This is a genomic window from Pseudoalteromonas sp. 4NS20-0020 (genome assembly GCF_057554385.1).
In genome coordinates this window covers 235,983-252,360 of the sequence record NZ_BAAJMI010000005.1, presented here as the reverse complement: position 1 = coordinate 252,360, position 16,378 = coordinate 235,983, and the positions used below count along the sequence as shown (strand labels likewise).

Here is a 16,378-nt window from a genome sequence, read left to right as displayed (position 1 = left end):
AGTAAAAAGGTAAGCTTTGCTTACCTTTTTTTATACCTAAATTATCGCTCGAGCGGGCGACCGCCCGTTATTTTATTGGCTCGGCCTTCTTCTTTTGCCTTTTCAGCGCGTTTTCTTCGTGCATCTTTAGGGTCTGCAATTAATGGACGGTATATTTCAATACGATCCCCATCTTTTAATTCGTAGTTTGCCTTAACCGTTCTATTCCATACACCTAATGTAAGTGCATTTGCGTCTATTTCAGGGCACTTTTCAATAATACCCGACTGAATAACCGCTTGTTCGGCCGTGCAGCCTGGCTGCACCTCAAGCGATAAACAGGTTGCAGTGGTGGGTAAAGCAAACACAACTTCAATGTTAATCATATTCGCGCTCCGTATACTTCTTTAGCTCGCGAAGTAAAGGCACTTACCATATTTTTTGCAACATCATTAAAAATTTTACCAAACGCGAGCTCAATAATTTTGCTCGAAAATTCAAATTCAAGCTCTAAATAAACTTTGCATGCATGGGCATCTAATGCTTGAAAATGCCAACGCCCTTTAAGCGTTTTAAATGGACCATCAACCAGTTTTAATAACACGGTTTGTTCGTCTATAAAGGTGTTTTCGGTGGTAAACCACTTTTTTATACCCGCCTTAGATATTTCTATACTCGCGGTCATGTTATTATGCTGCTGCGAAACAATTTTTGAATCAGAACAATTTGGTAAAAACTGAGAATAAGCTTCTACATCATTAACTAGATCAAACATTTCTTTAGTGCTGTACATAACCAGCGCACTTTTTTCTATTTGTGGCATACTCACTCCCAAATGTGTGGGCGAATTTTAGCAAGCTTTGTTCGTTTCCCCAAACTTTCATGACGCATAAATTAGATCTAATTTTTTAAAATCATTACTAAAAATCGATGTAAAACATCTCACATTACGTATATTATAGGGCACTATGGCTAAGAAAAATTCATCAAAATCGACAAGCAATACCATCGCGCTAAACAAAAAAGCGCGACATGAGTATTTTTTACACGATAAGTTTGAAGCAGGTGTCGAACTACAAGGCTGGGAAGTAAAAAGTATCCGAGCTGGTAAAGTAAATATCTCTGAAACTTATATACACCTTAAAAACGGCGAAGCATTTTTACTTGGTAGTCAAATTCAACCATTAAATAGTGCCTCTACTCACGTTATTTGCGACCCTATGCGTTACCGAAAGCTTTTACTAAGCAGACGAGAACTTGACCGCTTAGTGGGAGCAACTGAACGTGACGGCTATTCATTAGTGGCTACAGCCATGTATTGGAAAAAATGTTGGGTGAAACTTGAGTTTCATTTAGCAAAAGGTAAAAAAATGCATGACAAACGCGAAGACGGTAAAAATAAAGACTGGTCGCGTGAAAAAGAGCGCTTAATGAAGCACAAAGTTTAAATAAAACGCCTAACTCAGTTAGGCTTTTTTTTATAAAAAAACCAAGCGCCATTTGTTTTATTAATACACAACAAGACCATTATTCAGCCTAAATATACCTATAAATAATTTATTACAATTTTATTGTGAATCAATTAATTTAATTATTACTCTCAATGAGGTTGTATTTTTTATTTCTAAAATAAAGCATATGCGCCTATTTAAACCTGCTTCAGCGCATAACATCTGCTTTAAAATCATCCAAAATCACACTAAAACCCATACTAAAATCACATTTCAGTCTCATTGCTAACACTTAAGTTACATGATATTAATGTCGTCGCTTGTTATATCAATCCGCTTAAATATGGGATTTATTTAACAATTTAAAAGGATTGGTATTGAGCAACTAAACTTATTACATATCAACAAGGATTTAAGGATGAAGCAATCAATTGCATTTACGCCAAGTATTATTATTGGCGCAACACTTTCATTATCAGCGGGCTTTACAACAACAACTTACGCCGCTGAAGAAGCAAAAAAAGTAGAACGCATTGAAGTTACAGGCTCGCGTATTAAACGCTCTGACATTGAAGGCCCATCACCGGTGCAATCAATCAGTAAAGCCGATATTGAAAACATGGGTTACGATAACCTTCAACAACTACTCGAAAGAATGCCTGTTGCAGGCAGTGGTACTTTTTCTACACGTGGTAACAACCAAGATTCGACGGCAAATGGAGCTGCCGCTGTAAGCTTGCGAGGCTTAGGTGCCGACGCAACACTTGTACTGATTAACGGGCGCAGAGTCTCAATTAGTGCGTTTGCAGAAGGGATAACTAATTCATTTGTCGATATAAACAGCATTCCAGTATCGGCTATTGAACGAATCGATATTTTAAAAGACGGAGCATCTGCAATTTATGGCTCTGATGCTGTAGCCGGTGTTGTTAACGTTATTTTGAAAAAAGATATCGATGGCGTAGAAGTAAACTTAGGGTACGGCGGCACTGACGGCCCTAACTATGAAGAAACAACAGCAAGTGTTGTTTGGGGTACCACTAGCGAAAAAAGCAGTGCGTCAGTAATCATTGATTACTTTAAAAACACATCGCTTTCATCAGATGAAATGGGCCGCTTGGGTACCGCAAACCAATCACCTTATGGCGGTGAAGATTTCCGTTCATCTCGTGGCTTCCCTGGCTACTTTTACGTTGATGGTGTAAAAACAATTGACCCAGATTGCCCAGCAGAAAACGCAACTGCAAGCGGAAGCTGTTTATTTGATTATGGCCCGTTTGGCTACATAGCCCCAGCCGCTGAGCGTATTGGTGCAATATCGCAATTTGAATATCGTTTTGACAATGGCATTACGGGCTTTTTAGAAATGGCCGTTCAGCACAATACGTCGGTTGCAGCGGGTGCACCAACCCCACTTGACGAAGATGCAGGCTTAACGGTACCAGCAAATCATCCTAATAACCCATTTGGGCAAGACATCGAAATTGGCCGCTACCGAACTGTAGACGCGGGTGCCCGCCAATGGGATATTGAATCAGACACAATGCGAATTGTAGCTGGCTTAAAAGGCGAAATTAACGACTGGAGCTGGGAAACAGCAGTACAAAAAGGTCGCAGTAAATCAATGCAAACCGGCGACCGCTCGCAAGGTTGGGTTCGTACAGATTTTTTACAACAAGAAATTGATGCAGGTAATTACAACCCATTCGGCGGTACATACAACGATCCGGCAGTTGTAGACAGAATTACCACCAGCCTTGTTCGTCGTGGCGAATCGCATATGACTTCATTTGACGCAAACATTACTGGTGAAGCATTTAGCTTTGGCGACGATGTTGTGATGATGGCCGCAGGTATCGAATACCGTGAAGAAGACGTCAGCGATATCCCAGATGATCAATTCCAACGTGGTTTAATATTTGGTACTGAATCTGTATCTGCATCAGCAAACAGAGACCAGTACGCCGCGTATGTTGAGTTTTCAATTCCACTTGCAGAAACCCTAGAGCTACAACTGGCTGGTCGTTACGATGACTACAGCGACTTTGGCACCACTACCAATCCAAAGGTTGCACTTCGCTGGGCACCAACCGATGAAATTACGGTTCGTGGTTCATGGGCGCAAGGCTTTAGAGCCCCTTCTCTTGCACAAGTTGGTTTAGGTCCATCTCAAGAAAGTCAGTTTTTTGTAGACACGTACCGCTGTCAAGCAACAGGGAAAGACTGTAGCGCACTTGATTACAACATTGAGTTTGCAGGTAACCCCGATCTACAACCAGAAGAATCTGAATCTTGGAACGTTGGCTTTATTTGGGCACCAACAGCCGAATTTGGTCTGAGCGTAGACGTGTGGAGCATCACACAAGATAACAAAATTGACGAGCAAGAATTTGGCCCTATTTACGCCTCTGAATGTAATAACCAAAACAGCACCGTATGTGTTCGTTTATCACCAAATGGTGGCGATGCGTTAGGTACTATTCAAAAAATATTTAGCACCTTTGAAAACGTATCATCGCAAGAAGTGTCGGGCGTTGATATTTCAACAAACTACAATCACTCGCTTGACGATTTAGGCTTATTAAAATTCAATTTAGAATGGGCATACCAAGATAAATTTGAAAAAGATGGCCGCGATTATACCGGTGAATATGGGTACCCAGAGCACCGCTTTATCTTCTCAACAAACTGGGAAATGGGCGCGTTTAACACTAACTTAAACATTAGTTATGTTGGTGAGTTTGAAGATACACCAGATATCGACTTCGATGGTAACTTAGATTTCGATACTAATACATCACGTATGGTTGACTCGCAAACACTGGTTGACTTACAAACGTCTTACCGTGTTTCTGACTCTGCTAAAGTATCGTTAGGTATTAATAACTTATTTGATGAAGAGCCACCATTTGCAATTGGTGACGGTGATTCTGACTTATACGGTTACGCCTCGGGTGTACATAACCCACGCGGTCGTTATATCTATACTAAAGTAAGCTTTTCTTTCTAAACGCTACACAAACAAAAAAACCGCCAACTGGCGGTTTTTTTATTTAAACAAAAGGGCTAAATTATAGCTCGCCTTCGTTTTCAGAAAGGAACTTAGCAACACCTTCAGGGCTAGCATCCATACCTTTTTTACCTTCAGTCCAACCAGCAGGACAAACTTCACCGTTCTCACTGTGGAACGCTAGTGCATCAACCATACGGATCATTTCGTCAATGTTACGACCTAGTGGTAAATCGTTAACTACTTGATGACGTACGTTACCTTCTTCGTCGATTAAGAACGAACCACGAAATGCAACACCCGCTTCAGGATGTTCAACGTCGTATGCTTTACAAATTTCGTGTTTAACGTCTGCAACTAGTGCGTATTGTACTTTACCAATACCGCCGTCAGCTACAGGCGTATTACGCCATGCATTATGAGAAAACTGAGAATCGATAGAAACACCAATTACTTCAACGCCACGCTTTTTAAACTCTTCAAAACGCTTATCAAATGCAATAAGTTCAGAAGGACATACAAACGTGAAATCTAATGGGTAAAAGAAGATTACAGCTTTTTTACCTTTAATTGTTTCGTGTAGATTGTAGCTATCTACAATTTCACCATTACCTAAAACTGCTGCAGCGGTAAAGTCTGGTGCCTGGCGGCCTACTAATACACCCATTTTATTCTCCAAATATTTTGAGTTTGTTTTCAATTGCTTTCGCAATGCTGGTACATATATGGGCGCTAAAAGTTAAAAACCAATAGCACCTACACATAATTGTTTTGTATATTAGATATAAACTTTTAAAAAAGATAATCGTATTTACCGATGTGGGCAATCGAAAATACCGAACATTAAATTAAAACACCGCAAATACAAAAAAACCTGCATATGCAGGTTTTTTTAAAATGTTTAGTCCATTATATCCGACGGCATATCGCCACGAATTTTCTGCCAAATTTCACCCGTTTGATGACCATATTTACGCATCATCGAAATTGCACCGTCGTGCTCATTATTTTGCGCTAATACAGTTAAATCTTTATAAAACTGGCGGGCAAGCTCGCGGGTACCCGGATCTGAAAAGTAATGACAACCGATTTTAGAATAGAACCCTCTAAAACCGTTTAAAATTAAAACATAAATTCGGTTATTACCTGCAACGGCCAATTCATGATGCACTTTATAGTCATAATCAGCAAATGCTTGTGCCGTATCTTCAAGTTCGTGACTTAATGATAAAATTTCAATAACACGCTCAGGGTTAAGCTTAATTGCAGCACGGGTATAAATAGCACTTATATTTGTTCGTGCAGACAATAGCTGATCTGTCAGCTCAGGCATTTTATCTTCATCTAAACGTGCTAACGTTTCTAATATGTTTAAGCCCGACGTTTCCCAAAAGTTATTAACCTTTGTTGGTTTGCCGTGCTGAATAGTTAGCCAGCCGTCTCGCGCTAAACGCTGTAACACTTCGCGTAATGTGGTTCTTGTTACGCCAATTAACTCAGAGAGCTCTCTCTCAGCTGGTAGAATTGAACCTGGAGGGAAATCGCCATTCCAAATAGACTCAACTATGTATTCTTCAGCAAATCCTGCTGGGCTTTTCGCTTTAAAAATTCTCATCCAATTCCCACTCGAATTAATCTACAACGTTTCGCTTACGCGAATAACTGACTGATTGTACCAGACGAAACTCAACTAACAAGTAAAGTAAGATATATTGTTAAATTGAACATACACATCAAGGTAAAGTTACTGAACGGCAAGAGCGACTGGCCATTTAAAAGGAACAAAAATCGCTTTTCATAAACAAATTCATTGAAAATATCAAATTACAATCAGGTTAAACATGGGAGAAATGTGCAAACAACGAGAATTAATTTAGTGGCTGAACTAACAGCCAATTGTAGACATTGAAGATTTTAAATGTCTGAAGTCAAGATCTGACCCCCTAACTTTCTAGATTGGGTATATCTAGGCATTTTAGCCTCCTCAAAGTGATGAGGAGGTGTCCACTAAAACGGGTGAGGAGCATTGTCCTTTTAAGCAACTTGTTATACGTACATTACTCAAGTTCCGGGATTGTTTTAAGCACAGCCTGATTATACATTAATAGCGCCTGTTCTTTAATTGGGCTGGGTAAGTCACAGATAATCTCCGGAATCTCACGTAACCCTTGTTCCAAACCTGATACCATTTGTGATTTTGTTACTTTTTTTGAAGTAACGAAATCCTCAATTTGTTTAAGTGATTGCTCCCAACCTTTAACTAACTCTCGGATAGTTTCATTGTCCAAGTTTTTAAGCTCATCACTTAAGTCGAAATAGGCTTTTAAATATCTATCGAATTTCGTCATCCTCAAAATTTACACCTATATCGCAGTACGTATAACGTCCAGCTCACCGCGCGTAGTAATATTGGCGACTTTACTGCGTGTTTTTGCAGGAAAGGTGCAAACATTACGGAGTCCGGTGGAGCTGTTTGTTATGTTTTTAATAGGTGGCAACTTCACTTAACCACCAGTTTAATTCGTCGTCTAACTGCCAGACTTCAGGAGCAACACAAGACTTTTGAATTACTCTTTCTTCAGTATGAATATCAAGCGCTTCAACTTCTAATTCGCCTGTTTCCCAAAGGGTTGCTCTGGCGACAAGTTTATCGGTATCTAAATCTATGTATCGTGCTTTCTTGGAATCACCAAGTTCGGCTGTGATGGATGCTTTATAGCCCTCACAAGTGAATATTTTCTGCTTTGATATCTTCCACACTTCTAAGTGGTTTAGTAGCTCGTTCATAGTTTTTTAAACATAACGCCACGCTAATGGGCAAAAAATTGTTGGCTAAAATAAGCGACGCAGGAGCAAAAGCCAACTGTTTTTTGTCCTGTTGAGCGCCTTGTTAGGCATACTTATCACTACCTTCCCAAGACACTTGAACCGAATAACCATGAAAGTGAAGGATAATACCGTCCCCCATTTCAACTCCATTGCTAAATGTTTGTTCACTATTTTCGAAATTTATATCGCCACTATAGTCACATGGTCCGAAAAAATAACCAGTGGAATTAAGTTCATCTACCAGGGCACCAACTCGCACAGTTAAAAAACGCGCTAAATGCTCTCGGCCATGAACTTTTTCATTTTCAAAGTCAGTTCGGAGTTTATGATTTAACTCTTCTTGAATTTTGAGCATTTCAGAATAATGCTCATTACTGGCAATATCTATCATTCTTTCCCTGTATGCCTAACGCTTTGCTAAGGGGCAATTAACAGTTGGCTATACTTGCGCGAAGCGCCAAGCCAACTGTTAATTGTCCCAGTGAGTTTACGAACGAACTTGAGCAACTTGTTAGGCATACTATGTTATTTCCGTTTCGTTCCATGAGTTTAGCGCCATTATTAGTAATACGATAGTAGCGATCCCACCAACGGGAAAAGTGATAATAGCTAACCAACCAGATGTACCCAAAACATACAAAAGCCCACCAATATCAAAGCCACCAACTATACAAGGGTAAGTTCCAGATTCGTCAGTTTTGCAACCTGAAACAGTAGAAAGAAAGCTGGCTAAATATATACAGATGATTGGGAATAAAGTTATGACAAGAGAAACTACGGCCAAAACCAACCTGTTTTTAGACTTCAATGTCACGACTTTCTCCTTGTATGCCTAACGCCCTAATAATGGGCAAAAAATTGTTGGCTAAAATGTTGAGGAACGAAAACAGCCAACTGTTTTTTGTCCTTATTAATTAGCTTGTTAGGCATTTTTACTCCTAGCTTTGGCTAACTTAAAGAATGTTACCAAAATACCAAAATAACCGATAGACATTACACTATGTAAAATAGGCTTTTCCCAAAACGTACCGGTAAATAACGATGCTAATGGAATGATAGCGAAAATTAACCCAGCTAGCCTCAAACTGATTGGCGACATAAAACCATATTTATTATTTGGATTGACTAATAATAAACGAAAAGAAAGAGCGCAAACCCAAATACTACCACCCAAAAATACACTACCTATTAATATAGTAAGTGCTGAAACCGGTACATTTGGAGCTATAAGCATCATAGAAGAGCCTATAACGCAAAAGACTGTAAATGGGACTAAAACGATACCTAGAGGAATAGTTACCCATCTAGGGAGTACATTATCAGGTTCGATTTGATCATCCATGTTCATATATGCCTAACGCCCTGTTAACAGGCAATAAAATAGTTGGTTAAAATAAGCGACGAAGGAGCAAAAACCAACTGTTTTTTGTCCTTGTTTAACAGCTTGTTAGGCATACTTAGCTGAAAAGTTCAGCATTTTTAAAATGTGCTGCTATGTGGGTTTGAATTTCTTGTGGATTTCCCCACAGCTCAGATACACTAAAACGCTTTTCAAATACATCGATTGAAAGTGGTATTTCAATAAATTCATTGGCATTTTCTGGAGCAGTAATAACTGCTACACACATACCCACAATATAACCGCTAGGTAAATTCCATTTATCCGTGCCAATCAAAATGGTGCCATTTGAATTAAACTCAAGCCTTGGATCTAGCTCTCCTTCATGAGCAATTGACGTTCGTCCGAATTTATATAAAGCGTCAGTAATACTTATATCATTGCACTTAATATCTGAAAGGCAGTTACCTGTAGCGATTATTGATATTAGCTTTTCCTCTTCTTCAAGAAACGCTTTAATCCGTTTACCAACGCCATCTTTAGAACGTCTGCGTTTAGCGGTTTGATCTAATGCTGGAAATAAATTAACCAACGCACCTTCTAGATCATTCTCTTGAAGATGTTTAATAGATTGAAGAATTCGTCGACTTACGCCGGTTGGTTTTTTCATTGTATGCCTAACATGTTTATAGCGAGCTAATCGCGCGTATTTCTACCATAGCGTAGCTCGTTTTCTTATTGGTTTATTGTTAACAAACTTGCCAACTAATTGCCAGTGTTATTAAAATTCATACATGCGCGTTTTCTTCTCAGTATAAAACGAGCGACTGGGTCGTTTTCTTGACTATGCGAGCGACTGAGCTACAGCTGTATATACACACAGCTCCAATTCGATGGATTGAAAATGAAAACTCGTTCTGCGTATTTAAATTACATTGCGGACTATATGCTCACTCGACAGTATTCACTAAGAACTATTAATGCTTATTTGAGTTGGATCACAAACTTTATTCACTTTCACAACAAACGCCACCCAAGCTCAATGGGAAATTCAGAAGCCGAAGCGTTTTTGGACCATATTGTATTAAAACGTAACATGTCAGCTAAAACACAAAGTGCAGCTTTAAATGCGCTAGCTTTTTTATATAAACATATTGTCAAAAATGAACTTTCGTTAAACTTGAACTTTGCTCGAAGTAAACGACAACCCAAATTACCTGTTGTAATGACACCCGATGAGGTCAAACAATTGATGATTCATCTATCTAAGCGATATTACTTAATCGTGGGGTTGATGTATGGTAGTGGCTTGCGAGTGATGGAAGCTGTGCAACTGCGAGTAAAAGACATTGATTTTTATTATAAATGTATTCAAATTTGGAACGGGAAAGGCAATAAGCATCGTATTGTTACACTTGCAACTGAGTTACTCCCGTTACTTAGAAATCAAATAATGCAAGTTGAAGAATATTTGCGATTAGATTTACAAAACGAACAATACGCAGGCGTATGGATGCCAAACGCTTTAGCCCGTAAATACTCGTCAGCTAACAAATCACTCGCGTGGCAGTACTTATTTCCTTCCTACAAATTAAGTAGTGATCCAGAAACTGGCGAGATACGGCGTCATCACTTCCATCCAACATGTGTTAGAAAAGCGGTTAAAAAGGCATTAAAGCAAACCAATATTACAAAGATTGTGACGCCTCATACCTTTCGTCATTCTTTTGCAACACACTTGTTACAAGGTGGAGCAGATATAAGAACGGTGCAAGCTCAGTTAGGTCATACAGATGTTAAAACCACGCAGATTTACACTCATGTTTTACAGCAAGGGGCAAACGGTGTTGTTAGCCCATTAAGCAAAATTTTCTAGCGTAAAACCCACCGTGAGGCAAAAGTAGGCAAAGCGCCTGTTTTTTAGTAGTTAAAATGTAAATCCATCAAAACCACAATATGCATAAAAACATATCACCGAGTATTTCAACATAGCCTTTTAAAGTGCAGGGACATTTTTTGCAGGGTAACAATAAAACTTTTTATATACCTCTTTTTGTTGCCGCGTACTTTTTCGTGCGTCATAATCTAACGCCTTATTTATTAGCGGACTTTTTATGAACTGGCTTGCGCATTTACCGACTCAACGAACACCTTGGCTTTTATTCACTGCGATTGTTTTTATGCTAGAAGTAACCGCATTGTTTTTTCAATATAAAATGGGGTTAGCGCCCTGCATTATGTGTATTTATCAACGTACCGCGGTTTTAGGATTACTTGGCGCGGGTATTGTTGGGTCAATTAATCCACAAAGTAAAATAATGCGTATAGTTGCTTACATTGCTTGGGGTGTATCGAGCATTTGGGGGTATTTAATTGCCCGTGAGCACATAGATATGCAAACGACAACAGATCCGTTTGCGTTTAGCTGCGAGTTTGAGCCTAACTTTCCATCGTTTATGCCGCTGCATGAATGGATACCGAGCTTTTTTGAAGCCACTGGCGATTGCGGTAACATAGATTGGGAGTTTTTATCGCTCAGTATGCCCGCTTGGATGGAAATTATTTTTGGGCTATTCGCTCTAACATTTTTTATTGTATTAGGTAGTCGCTTAATACTAAAAAGAACGGTTTAATAATTATGTTTACCTTTTTTTCTAGCCAACTTAAACAGTTGCAACATTTAAAAATACGCGAGAGACAGCTTGTTATAGCACGGTCTTTATCAATGCTGTCACCTACCGACCGCGTATTACTGCGTATTATCAAAATATTGCTATTAAGCCCGTTGTTTTTAATATTTACACTTTTTGAAGGTTGGATAATCATTCCCTTTTTAATACTCGGAGGGCTTTTTTATCCGTTATTAACCGCTCCGGTCGATATAAATTTTGCCAGAAAAAACCTAGACGAAGCACTACAACAACATGAAAAGGGCGCTTAGCGCCCTTTTGCTAAAGTTTAACTTTTCCTTCTAACTTACCCATTACTTTTTTGCCAATTCCCTTCACTTTGGCCAAGTCCTCAAGGCTTGTAAATAAACCATTTTCATCTCGGTAATTTACTATTGCTTGTGCTTTCTTTTTACCAATTCCAGGAAGTTTAGCCAACATTTTTGCATCTGCATCATTAATACTTACCGCTTCGATGGGAGACATAGATTTGCTCACTTCAGGTAATTGCGCGTAAGAGGTAGTAATGGGTAGGATACTTAGCAAACTTGCTATAAGTAAAAGTTTAAATATTTTCATTTATTCGTCCTTATTGTCCATTTTAGAACATATTTATTTTAATTATTAGGGAAGACCATAAATGACAAACGCGAGGCTAGCCACTTTGGAAGTACCTAAATGCATTATCACTTTTATCCGAAATCCTTAAAATGCAGCTGGTACAACCAAGTGATATATTAAATAAAGTTAAGTTACCGTTTTTTGTCAAATTTAAGACACTTAAAAATTACAACTCTGCGCTTGCATATTTACTTGCAAACCTTTACTGTATATAAAAACAGTAATCTTATGGTTTTTTATAAACCACAGTGCCAAGCAAGTTTGCAGGAGAAATCATGGCTGTTGTTGTTAAATATGTTGTAGAACGAAACGGAGTCGAGCGTATGACGTTTACTACTAAAAAAGAAGCTGATGCCTATGACAAAATGCTAGACATAGCAGAATCACTTGAGCTGATGCTAGAAAAAGTAGACGTGCCATTGAGTGAGCAACAAATAGAATCGCTTGCGTTAGAAATAGCAAAAAGTAAAGACGACTTTATGTCGGTACTTAAAGGTGCCAAAGAGCCTACTACTAAAGCGGCAAGTAAAAATAAAAAATCAGATAACGTTGCATCTATTGACGATAACAACGCTAAACAAGCAAGCTAAACATTTTGCAAATAAAAAGGGAGCAACTTAGTTGCTCCCTTTTTTATAGCTTTTATAAAAACGAATATTAATTAAAGCTCTTTTTCAACTTCATCAAATAACGTTGTTATATCTGAGTTAGGCTCATTGGTTGCTAAACTTACAACTACAATAGCAATACTTGCAAGTATAAAGCCTGGGACAATTTCGTACATTACGCTACTTAAACTTTCACCGTTGATTGTGAATGGGCCGTAAATCCATAGTAAAACAGTAACTGCACCCACAACCATACCTGAAAGCGCACCCGCAAAGTTCATACGTTTCCAGTAAAGGCTAAACAATACAAGCGGGCCAAATGCAGCACCAAAGCCAGCCCATGCATTACTCACTAAGTCTAAAATAGAGCTGTCTCTATCGTATGCGAGGTAAATAGCAAGTATTGCAACAATAGACACACTAATGCGCCCTACTAGTACAAGCTCTGCGTCACTGGCTTCTTTACGTAAAAATGTTTTGTAAAAATCTTCAGTTAGTGAGCTTGAGCTTACTAATAGCTGAGATGAAATTGTACTCATTATTGCAGCTAATATTGCTGCAAGTAAAAAGCCAGCAATAAGTGGATGAAACAACAGCTCTGACAGGATCAAGAATATAGTTTCAGGATCATCCACAACTATATTATTTTCATAAGTGTATGCTGCACCAAAAATACCCGTACCTACCGCACCAATTGCAGCAACAATCATCCAAGACATACCAATACGACGTGCTGTTGGCATATCTTTAACACTGCGCACCGACATAAAGCGAACAATGATATGTGGTTGACCAAAGTAACCCAAGCCCCACGCCATTGCTGAAATAATACCTAGCGCAGACCCTGCGCCTATCCAACTTAGCATGTCTGGATTAACACTGTTTAGGGTTGACTGCAGTGGTTGCTCTAATAAAGAGTAAGCTACAGCGGGTACTAAAATAAGTGCAATAAACATAATACAGCCTTGCACGAAGTCAGTTAAGCTAACCGCTAAAAAGCCACCAAAGAGTGTATACAAAACAACAACACCCGTTGTGATGTATAGCCCCATTTCGTAGCTTAAGCCAAATGAGCTTTCAAATAGTTTACCACCGGCAACAACACCTGAAGAGGTATACAGTGTGAAGAACACAATAATTACAACAGCCGACACAACACGGAGTAAATTTGATTCATCGTTAAATCGGTTAGAAAAGTAATCAGGGATGGTAATAGAGTCATTCGCTTTTTCAGTGTAAACCCTTAAACGCGGCGCGACTAAAAAGTAGTTTAACCATGCACCGGCAATTAAACCAAATGCAATCCATGTGCTACTTAAGCCAGTAACAAACATGGCGCCAGGTAACCCCATTAAAATCCAGCCACTCATATCTGAAGCACCCGCTGAGAGTGCTGCAACACTTGGCGACAAGTTTCTACCACCCAGCATATAACCAGAAACATCACTTGTTGACTGCTTATAGGCATATAAACCAATACCTAACATAACAACAAAATATAGTGACAATGAAATGATCATTCCTGTTTCCAAATTCGCCTCCATAAAACAATTAAAAGTAGCAGGCTTTTGATCCGAATATTGACTCTTAAAATTTTATAATAAAGTCACTATTAGGATAAAAGCATTCCTTCGGACTATATCATGCTTGTAAGAAAAATCTCTATTTGTTGTATTTTCTTAGTTTAAAAATAATCATATTGAAAACAATTGCTAAAAAATAGCCAAACGCTTTTATTTAATAATGATATTTTATTATTTAGTAAAATATACAGCATGCTATTTTGTATGTTTTCTAATATATTATTACAATAGCGACTGACTCGACTGACACGGATTTTTTTATGTATTTTTATGCTGCGCGCCAACCTATTTTAAATCGTGATAAAGAGCTTATTGGTTATGAGCTTTTATTTCGTGATGGCGTAGATAATGTATTTCCAGATATAGATGGTGACGAAGCAACTACACGCTTAATTGAAGGCAGTCAGTTTAACTTTGGTTTAGAAGACTTAACCGATAACAAACCCGCTTATATTAACTTTACACTAGAAACCTTACTTAAGGGTTACCCTACCCTGTTAGGTAAAGACACCATTGTTGTAGAAATACTTGAGACAATTCAACCGGGTAAACGTTTACTTGCGATTGTTAAAAATCTCAAAGACAAAGGCTACACCATCGCGCTCGATGATTACATTCACCAGCCGGTATGGCGCCACTTTTATCCGTTTATCGATATTATTAAAATCGACTTTTTAACGTGTGATTTAGCAACAATAAAAACCATTATAAAAGAGCTAAAGGCGCACCCTCATATAAAGCTTTTAGCTGAAAAAGTAGAAACCTACGAAGCATATAGCTTAGCGTTAGAGCTTGGCTTTGATTATTTTCAAGGGTTTTTCTTTTCAAAACCAGAAATGGTGCAAAGTAAAGCGTTACCACCATCAGAAATGGCACTTGCAGAATTACTTTACCAAACGTCAAGCGTAGAGATGGACCTAAAAAAAATCACCGATGTGTTTGAACGTGATGTAAACCTGTCTTACAAACTACTTAGATACTCAAACTCAGCAGCCTTTGCACGACGAGCTGAAATAAGCACTATAAAACAAGCACTTATTGTTTTAGGTGCTCAAGAGATCAAAAAACTTCTCTCTTTGTTATTTGCTGCACAAGTATCGGCTGATAAACCGGTAGAGTTAATTAGGCTATCACTTACACGCGCTCGCTTTTGTGAGCTGTTAGCTATTTCACATGGCCAAATGAAAGACACCGGCATGGCATTTTTAACCGGTATGATGTCGTTAATGGATGCCATTTTAGATGAAAGTATGCAAAGTGTGATGCAAAAGCTTCCTTTGTCTAACGATATTAAGGCAGCTCTGTTAGATAACGAGGGGTTATTAGCGCAATACTTAAACCTTGTTAAACATTACGAAAAGGCTGATTGGTCACAAGCAAACGATATTTCAACAGCACTTAATATTGCCGATAAAGTACCTGATGCGTATCACGAGGCACTTAGTTGGGTGAACGAGCAGATGAGTTTGATGGTTAATACCTAATACTTGCAAAGCATTATTCTATAAAAACGCCAGCATTAAGCTGGCGTTTTTATTTTGATTTGGCTTATAAACTTTCTAAAAAGTCTTCATCAAAGTCGGCAGGCTCTTCTTTAATTGGCGGGTTACCATCGTAAAGTTCGAATAACTGACGCTGAAAATAAATATCTTTTACAAATAAATACGGGTCAAGTGAGTCATTTAAAAGCCCTTCTTGCGCCATTAATGAAGCACGCGCTTCTACCGCTTTTAACGCAAATACTAGCACCGTTTGTGGCGTAGTTAAGGCAATTTCAGGCAGAACAAAGTTGTCTACTACGTCACCGGTTAAGTTTCTTGCTGTAGTAGGCCCCATTGCAGGTAGCATTAAGTATGCACCATCACCAATGCCCCACACACCCATTGTTTGGCCAAAATCTTCATCTACTCGATTTAAACCAAGCGAGCTAGCAACATCAAAAATACCAAAAATGCCCACGGTAGAATTCACTAAAAAGCGCGCAAGGCTTACACTTGCGTTACCCGGTTTACCCTGTAGCCCAGCATTTACCATATCAACCGGTGCCGTTAGGTTATCAGTGAAGTGAACAATGCTTTGACGCACAGGCACAGGAGTCACAGCAACATAACCAACCGCTGCTGGGCGAAGTATGTAAGCGTCTAAAACATCCATATTAAAGTCATACAACGGACGGTTAATACTTTGCAGTGGATCTCTTTCATCAACTTTACTTTCTGGTACTTGCGCACAACCGGCCAGTATCAAAAAGCTTAAAAAAGCTAAACTTTGTCTTAACATTTTTCGTCC

Annotated in this window: 20 protein-coding genes; 7 read left to right on the top strand and 13 right to left on the bottom strand. The window is 38.8% G+C overall.

Annotated features, from left to right (window positions below):
* Window positions 1-41: 41 nt before the first annotated feature.
* Both AC27JL_RS14345 and AC27JL_RS14340 read right to left on the bottom strand, forming a co-directional pair.
* Window positions 42-365, bottom strand: a complete 324-nt coding sequence (locus AC27JL_RS14345; protein ID WP_138527437.1) for an RnfH family protein — start codon at window positions 363-365, stop codon at window positions 42-44.
* Window positions 362-802 (bottom strand): SRPBCC family protein, encoded by a 441-nt coding sequence (locus tag AC27JL_RS14340; RefSeq protein WP_006793935.1) that lies wholly within the window; start codon window positions 800-802, stop codon window positions 362-364. Before AC27JL_RS14340 ends, AC27JL_RS14345 begins: the two co-directional genes overlap by 4 nt.
* Window positions 803-947: 145 nt before the next feature.
* Here AC27JL_RS14340 and smpB point away from each other — a divergent pair, with 145 nt between their 5' ends.
* Complete coding sequence (gene smpB, locus AC27JL_RS14335; protein ID WP_006793936.1) at window positions 948-1,427, top strand: SsrA-binding protein SmpB; 480 nt, start codon at window positions 948-950, stop codon at window positions 1,425-1,427.
* Between the two features lie 421 nt (window positions 1,428-1,848).
* On the top strand, window positions 1,849-4,440 hold the full coding sequence (locus tag AC27JL_RS14330) for a TonB-dependent receptor (protein ID WP_039038522.1): 2,592 nt from the start codon (window positions 1,849-1,851) through the stop codon (window positions 4,438-4,440).
* A gap of 61 nt (window positions 4,441-4,501) precedes the next feature.
* Here the strand turns inward: AC27JL_RS14330 and AC27JL_RS14325 are convergent, their stop codons facing one another.
* The 8 genes from AC27JL_RS14325 to AC27JL_RS14290 all read right to left on the bottom strand — a co-directional run bounded on the left by AC27JL_RS14325 (window position 4,502) and on the right by AC27JL_RS14290 (window position 9,278).
* On the bottom strand, window positions 4,502-5,107 hold the full coding sequence (locus tag AC27JL_RS14325) for a peroxiredoxin (RefSeq protein WP_006793938.1): 606 nt from the start codon (window positions 5,105-5,107) through the stop codon (window positions 4,502-4,504).
* A gap of 234 nt (window positions 5,108-5,341) precedes the next feature.
* The gene (fadR, locus tag AC27JL_RS14320; RefSeq protein WP_006793939.1) at window positions 5,342-6,055 is read right to left on the bottom strand and encodes a fatty acid metabolism transcriptional regulator FadR; all 714 of its coding nucleotides are present in this window, start codon (window positions 6,053-6,055) and stop codon (window positions 5,342-5,344) included.
* 442 nt (window positions 6,056-6,497) lie between these two features.
* Window positions 6,498-6,788, bottom strand: a complete 291-nt coding sequence (locus AC27JL_RS14315; RefSeq protein WP_487195900.1) for a hypothetical protein — start codon at window positions 6,786-6,788, stop codon at window positions 6,498-6,500.
* A 136-nt stretch (window positions 6,789-6,924) separates the two neighbouring features.
* Window positions 6,925-7,227, bottom strand: coding sequence for an immunity protein TriTu family protein (locus AC27JL_RS14310; RefSeq protein ID WP_487195899.1), 303 nt, complete (start codon window positions 7,225-7,227; stop codon window positions 6,925-6,927).
* Between the two features lie 103 nt (window positions 7,228-7,330).
* Window positions 7,331-7,660: a hypothetical protein gene (locus AC27JL_RS14305; RefSeq protein WP_487195898.1), complete on the bottom strand. Its 330-nt coding sequence runs from the start codon at window positions 7,658-7,660 to the stop codon at window positions 7,331-7,333.
* A 129-nt stretch (window positions 7,661-7,789) separates the two neighbouring features.
* The gene (locus tag AC27JL_RS14300) at window positions 7,790-8,083 is read right to left on the bottom strand and encodes a hypothetical protein (RefSeq protein WP_487195897.1); all 294 of its coding nucleotides are present in this window, start codon (window positions 8,081-8,083) and stop codon (window positions 7,790-7,792) included.
* Window positions 8,084-8,191: 108 nt separating this feature from the next.
* Window positions 8,192-8,611 (bottom strand): hypothetical protein, encoded by a 420-nt coding sequence (locus AC27JL_RS14295; protein WP_487195896.1) that lies wholly within the window; start codon window positions 8,609-8,611, stop codon window positions 8,192-8,194.
* A gap of 115 nt (window positions 8,612-8,726) precedes the next feature.
* Window positions 8,727-9,278, bottom strand: coding sequence for a hypothetical protein (locus AC27JL_RS14290; RefSeq protein ID WP_487195895.1), 552 nt, complete (start codon window positions 9,276-9,278; stop codon window positions 8,727-8,729).
* A 234-nt stretch (window positions 9,279-9,512) separates the two neighbouring features.
* Here AC27JL_RS14290 and AC27JL_RS14285 point away from each other — a divergent pair, with 234 nt between their 5' ends.
* The 3 genes from AC27JL_RS14285 to AC27JL_RS14275 all read left to right on the top strand — a co-directional run bounded on the left by AC27JL_RS14285 (window position 9,513) and on the right by AC27JL_RS14275 (window position 11,549).
* Window positions 9,513-10,484 carry an integron integrase gene (locus AC27JL_RS14285; protein ID WP_487195894.1) on the top strand — a complete coding sequence of 324 codons (972 nt, stop codon included), beginning with the start codon at window positions 9,513-9,515 and terminating at the stop codon, window positions 10,482-10,484.
* 238 nt (window positions 10,485-10,722) lie between these two features.
* Window positions 10,723-11,241 carry a disulfide bond formation protein DsbB gene (gene dsbB / locus AC27JL_RS14280; protein ID WP_277053465.1) on the top strand — a complete coding sequence of 173 codons (519 nt, stop codon included), beginning with the start codon at window positions 10,723-10,725 and terminating at the stop codon, window positions 11,239-11,241.
* 5 nt (window positions 11,242-11,246) lie between these two features.
* Complete coding sequence (locus AC27JL_RS14275) at window positions 11,247-11,549, top strand: DUF6170 family protein (protein ID WP_010557081.1); 303 nt, start codon at window positions 11,247-11,249, stop codon at window positions 11,547-11,549.
* Window positions 11,550-11,559: 10 nt separating this feature from the next.
* On the opposite strand, the gene AC27JL_RS14270 is transcribed toward AC27JL_RS14275, so the two are convergent.
* Window positions 11,560-11,856 carry a ComEA family DNA-binding protein gene (locus AC27JL_RS14270; protein WP_487195893.1) on the bottom strand — a complete coding sequence of 99 codons (297 nt, stop codon included), beginning with the start codon at window positions 11,854-11,856 and terminating at the stop codon, window positions 11,560-11,562.
* A gap of 317 nt (window positions 11,857-12,173) precedes the next feature.
* Between AC27JL_RS14270 and AC27JL_RS14265 the strand changes: the two genes are divergently transcribed.
* Window positions 12,174-12,488 (top strand): YebG family protein, encoded by a 315-nt coding sequence (locus AC27JL_RS14265; RefSeq protein ID WP_008127619.1) that lies wholly within the window; start codon window positions 12,174-12,176, stop codon window positions 12,486-12,488.
* 71 nt (window positions 12,489-12,559) lie between these two features.
* Here the strand turns inward: AC27JL_RS14265 and putP are convergent, their stop codons facing one another.
* Window positions 12,560-14,038 carry a sodium/proline symporter PutP gene (gene putP / locus AC27JL_RS14260; protein WP_008127617.1) on the bottom strand — a complete coding sequence of 493 codons (1,479 nt, stop codon included), beginning with the start codon at window positions 14,036-14,038 and terminating at the stop codon, window positions 12,560-12,562.
* A 311-nt stretch (window positions 14,039-14,349) separates the two neighbouring features.
* Between putP and AC27JL_RS14255 the strand changes: the two genes are divergently transcribed.
* The gene (locus tag AC27JL_RS14255) at window positions 14,350-15,573 is read left to right on the top strand and encodes an EAL and HDOD domain-containing protein (protein ID WP_305400967.1); all 1,224 of its coding nucleotides are present in this window, start codon (window positions 14,350-14,352) and stop codon (window positions 15,571-15,573) included.
* A 64-nt stretch (window positions 15,574-15,637) separates the two neighbouring features.
* Here AC27JL_RS14255 and AC27JL_RS14250 read toward each other — a convergent pair whose 3' ends face one another.
* Window positions 15,638-16,369, bottom strand: coding sequence for an MlaA family lipoprotein (locus AC27JL_RS14250; RefSeq protein ID WP_008127611.1), 732 nt, complete (start codon window positions 16,367-16,369; stop codon window positions 15,638-15,640).
* Window positions 16,370-16,378: the final 9 nt, after the last annotated feature.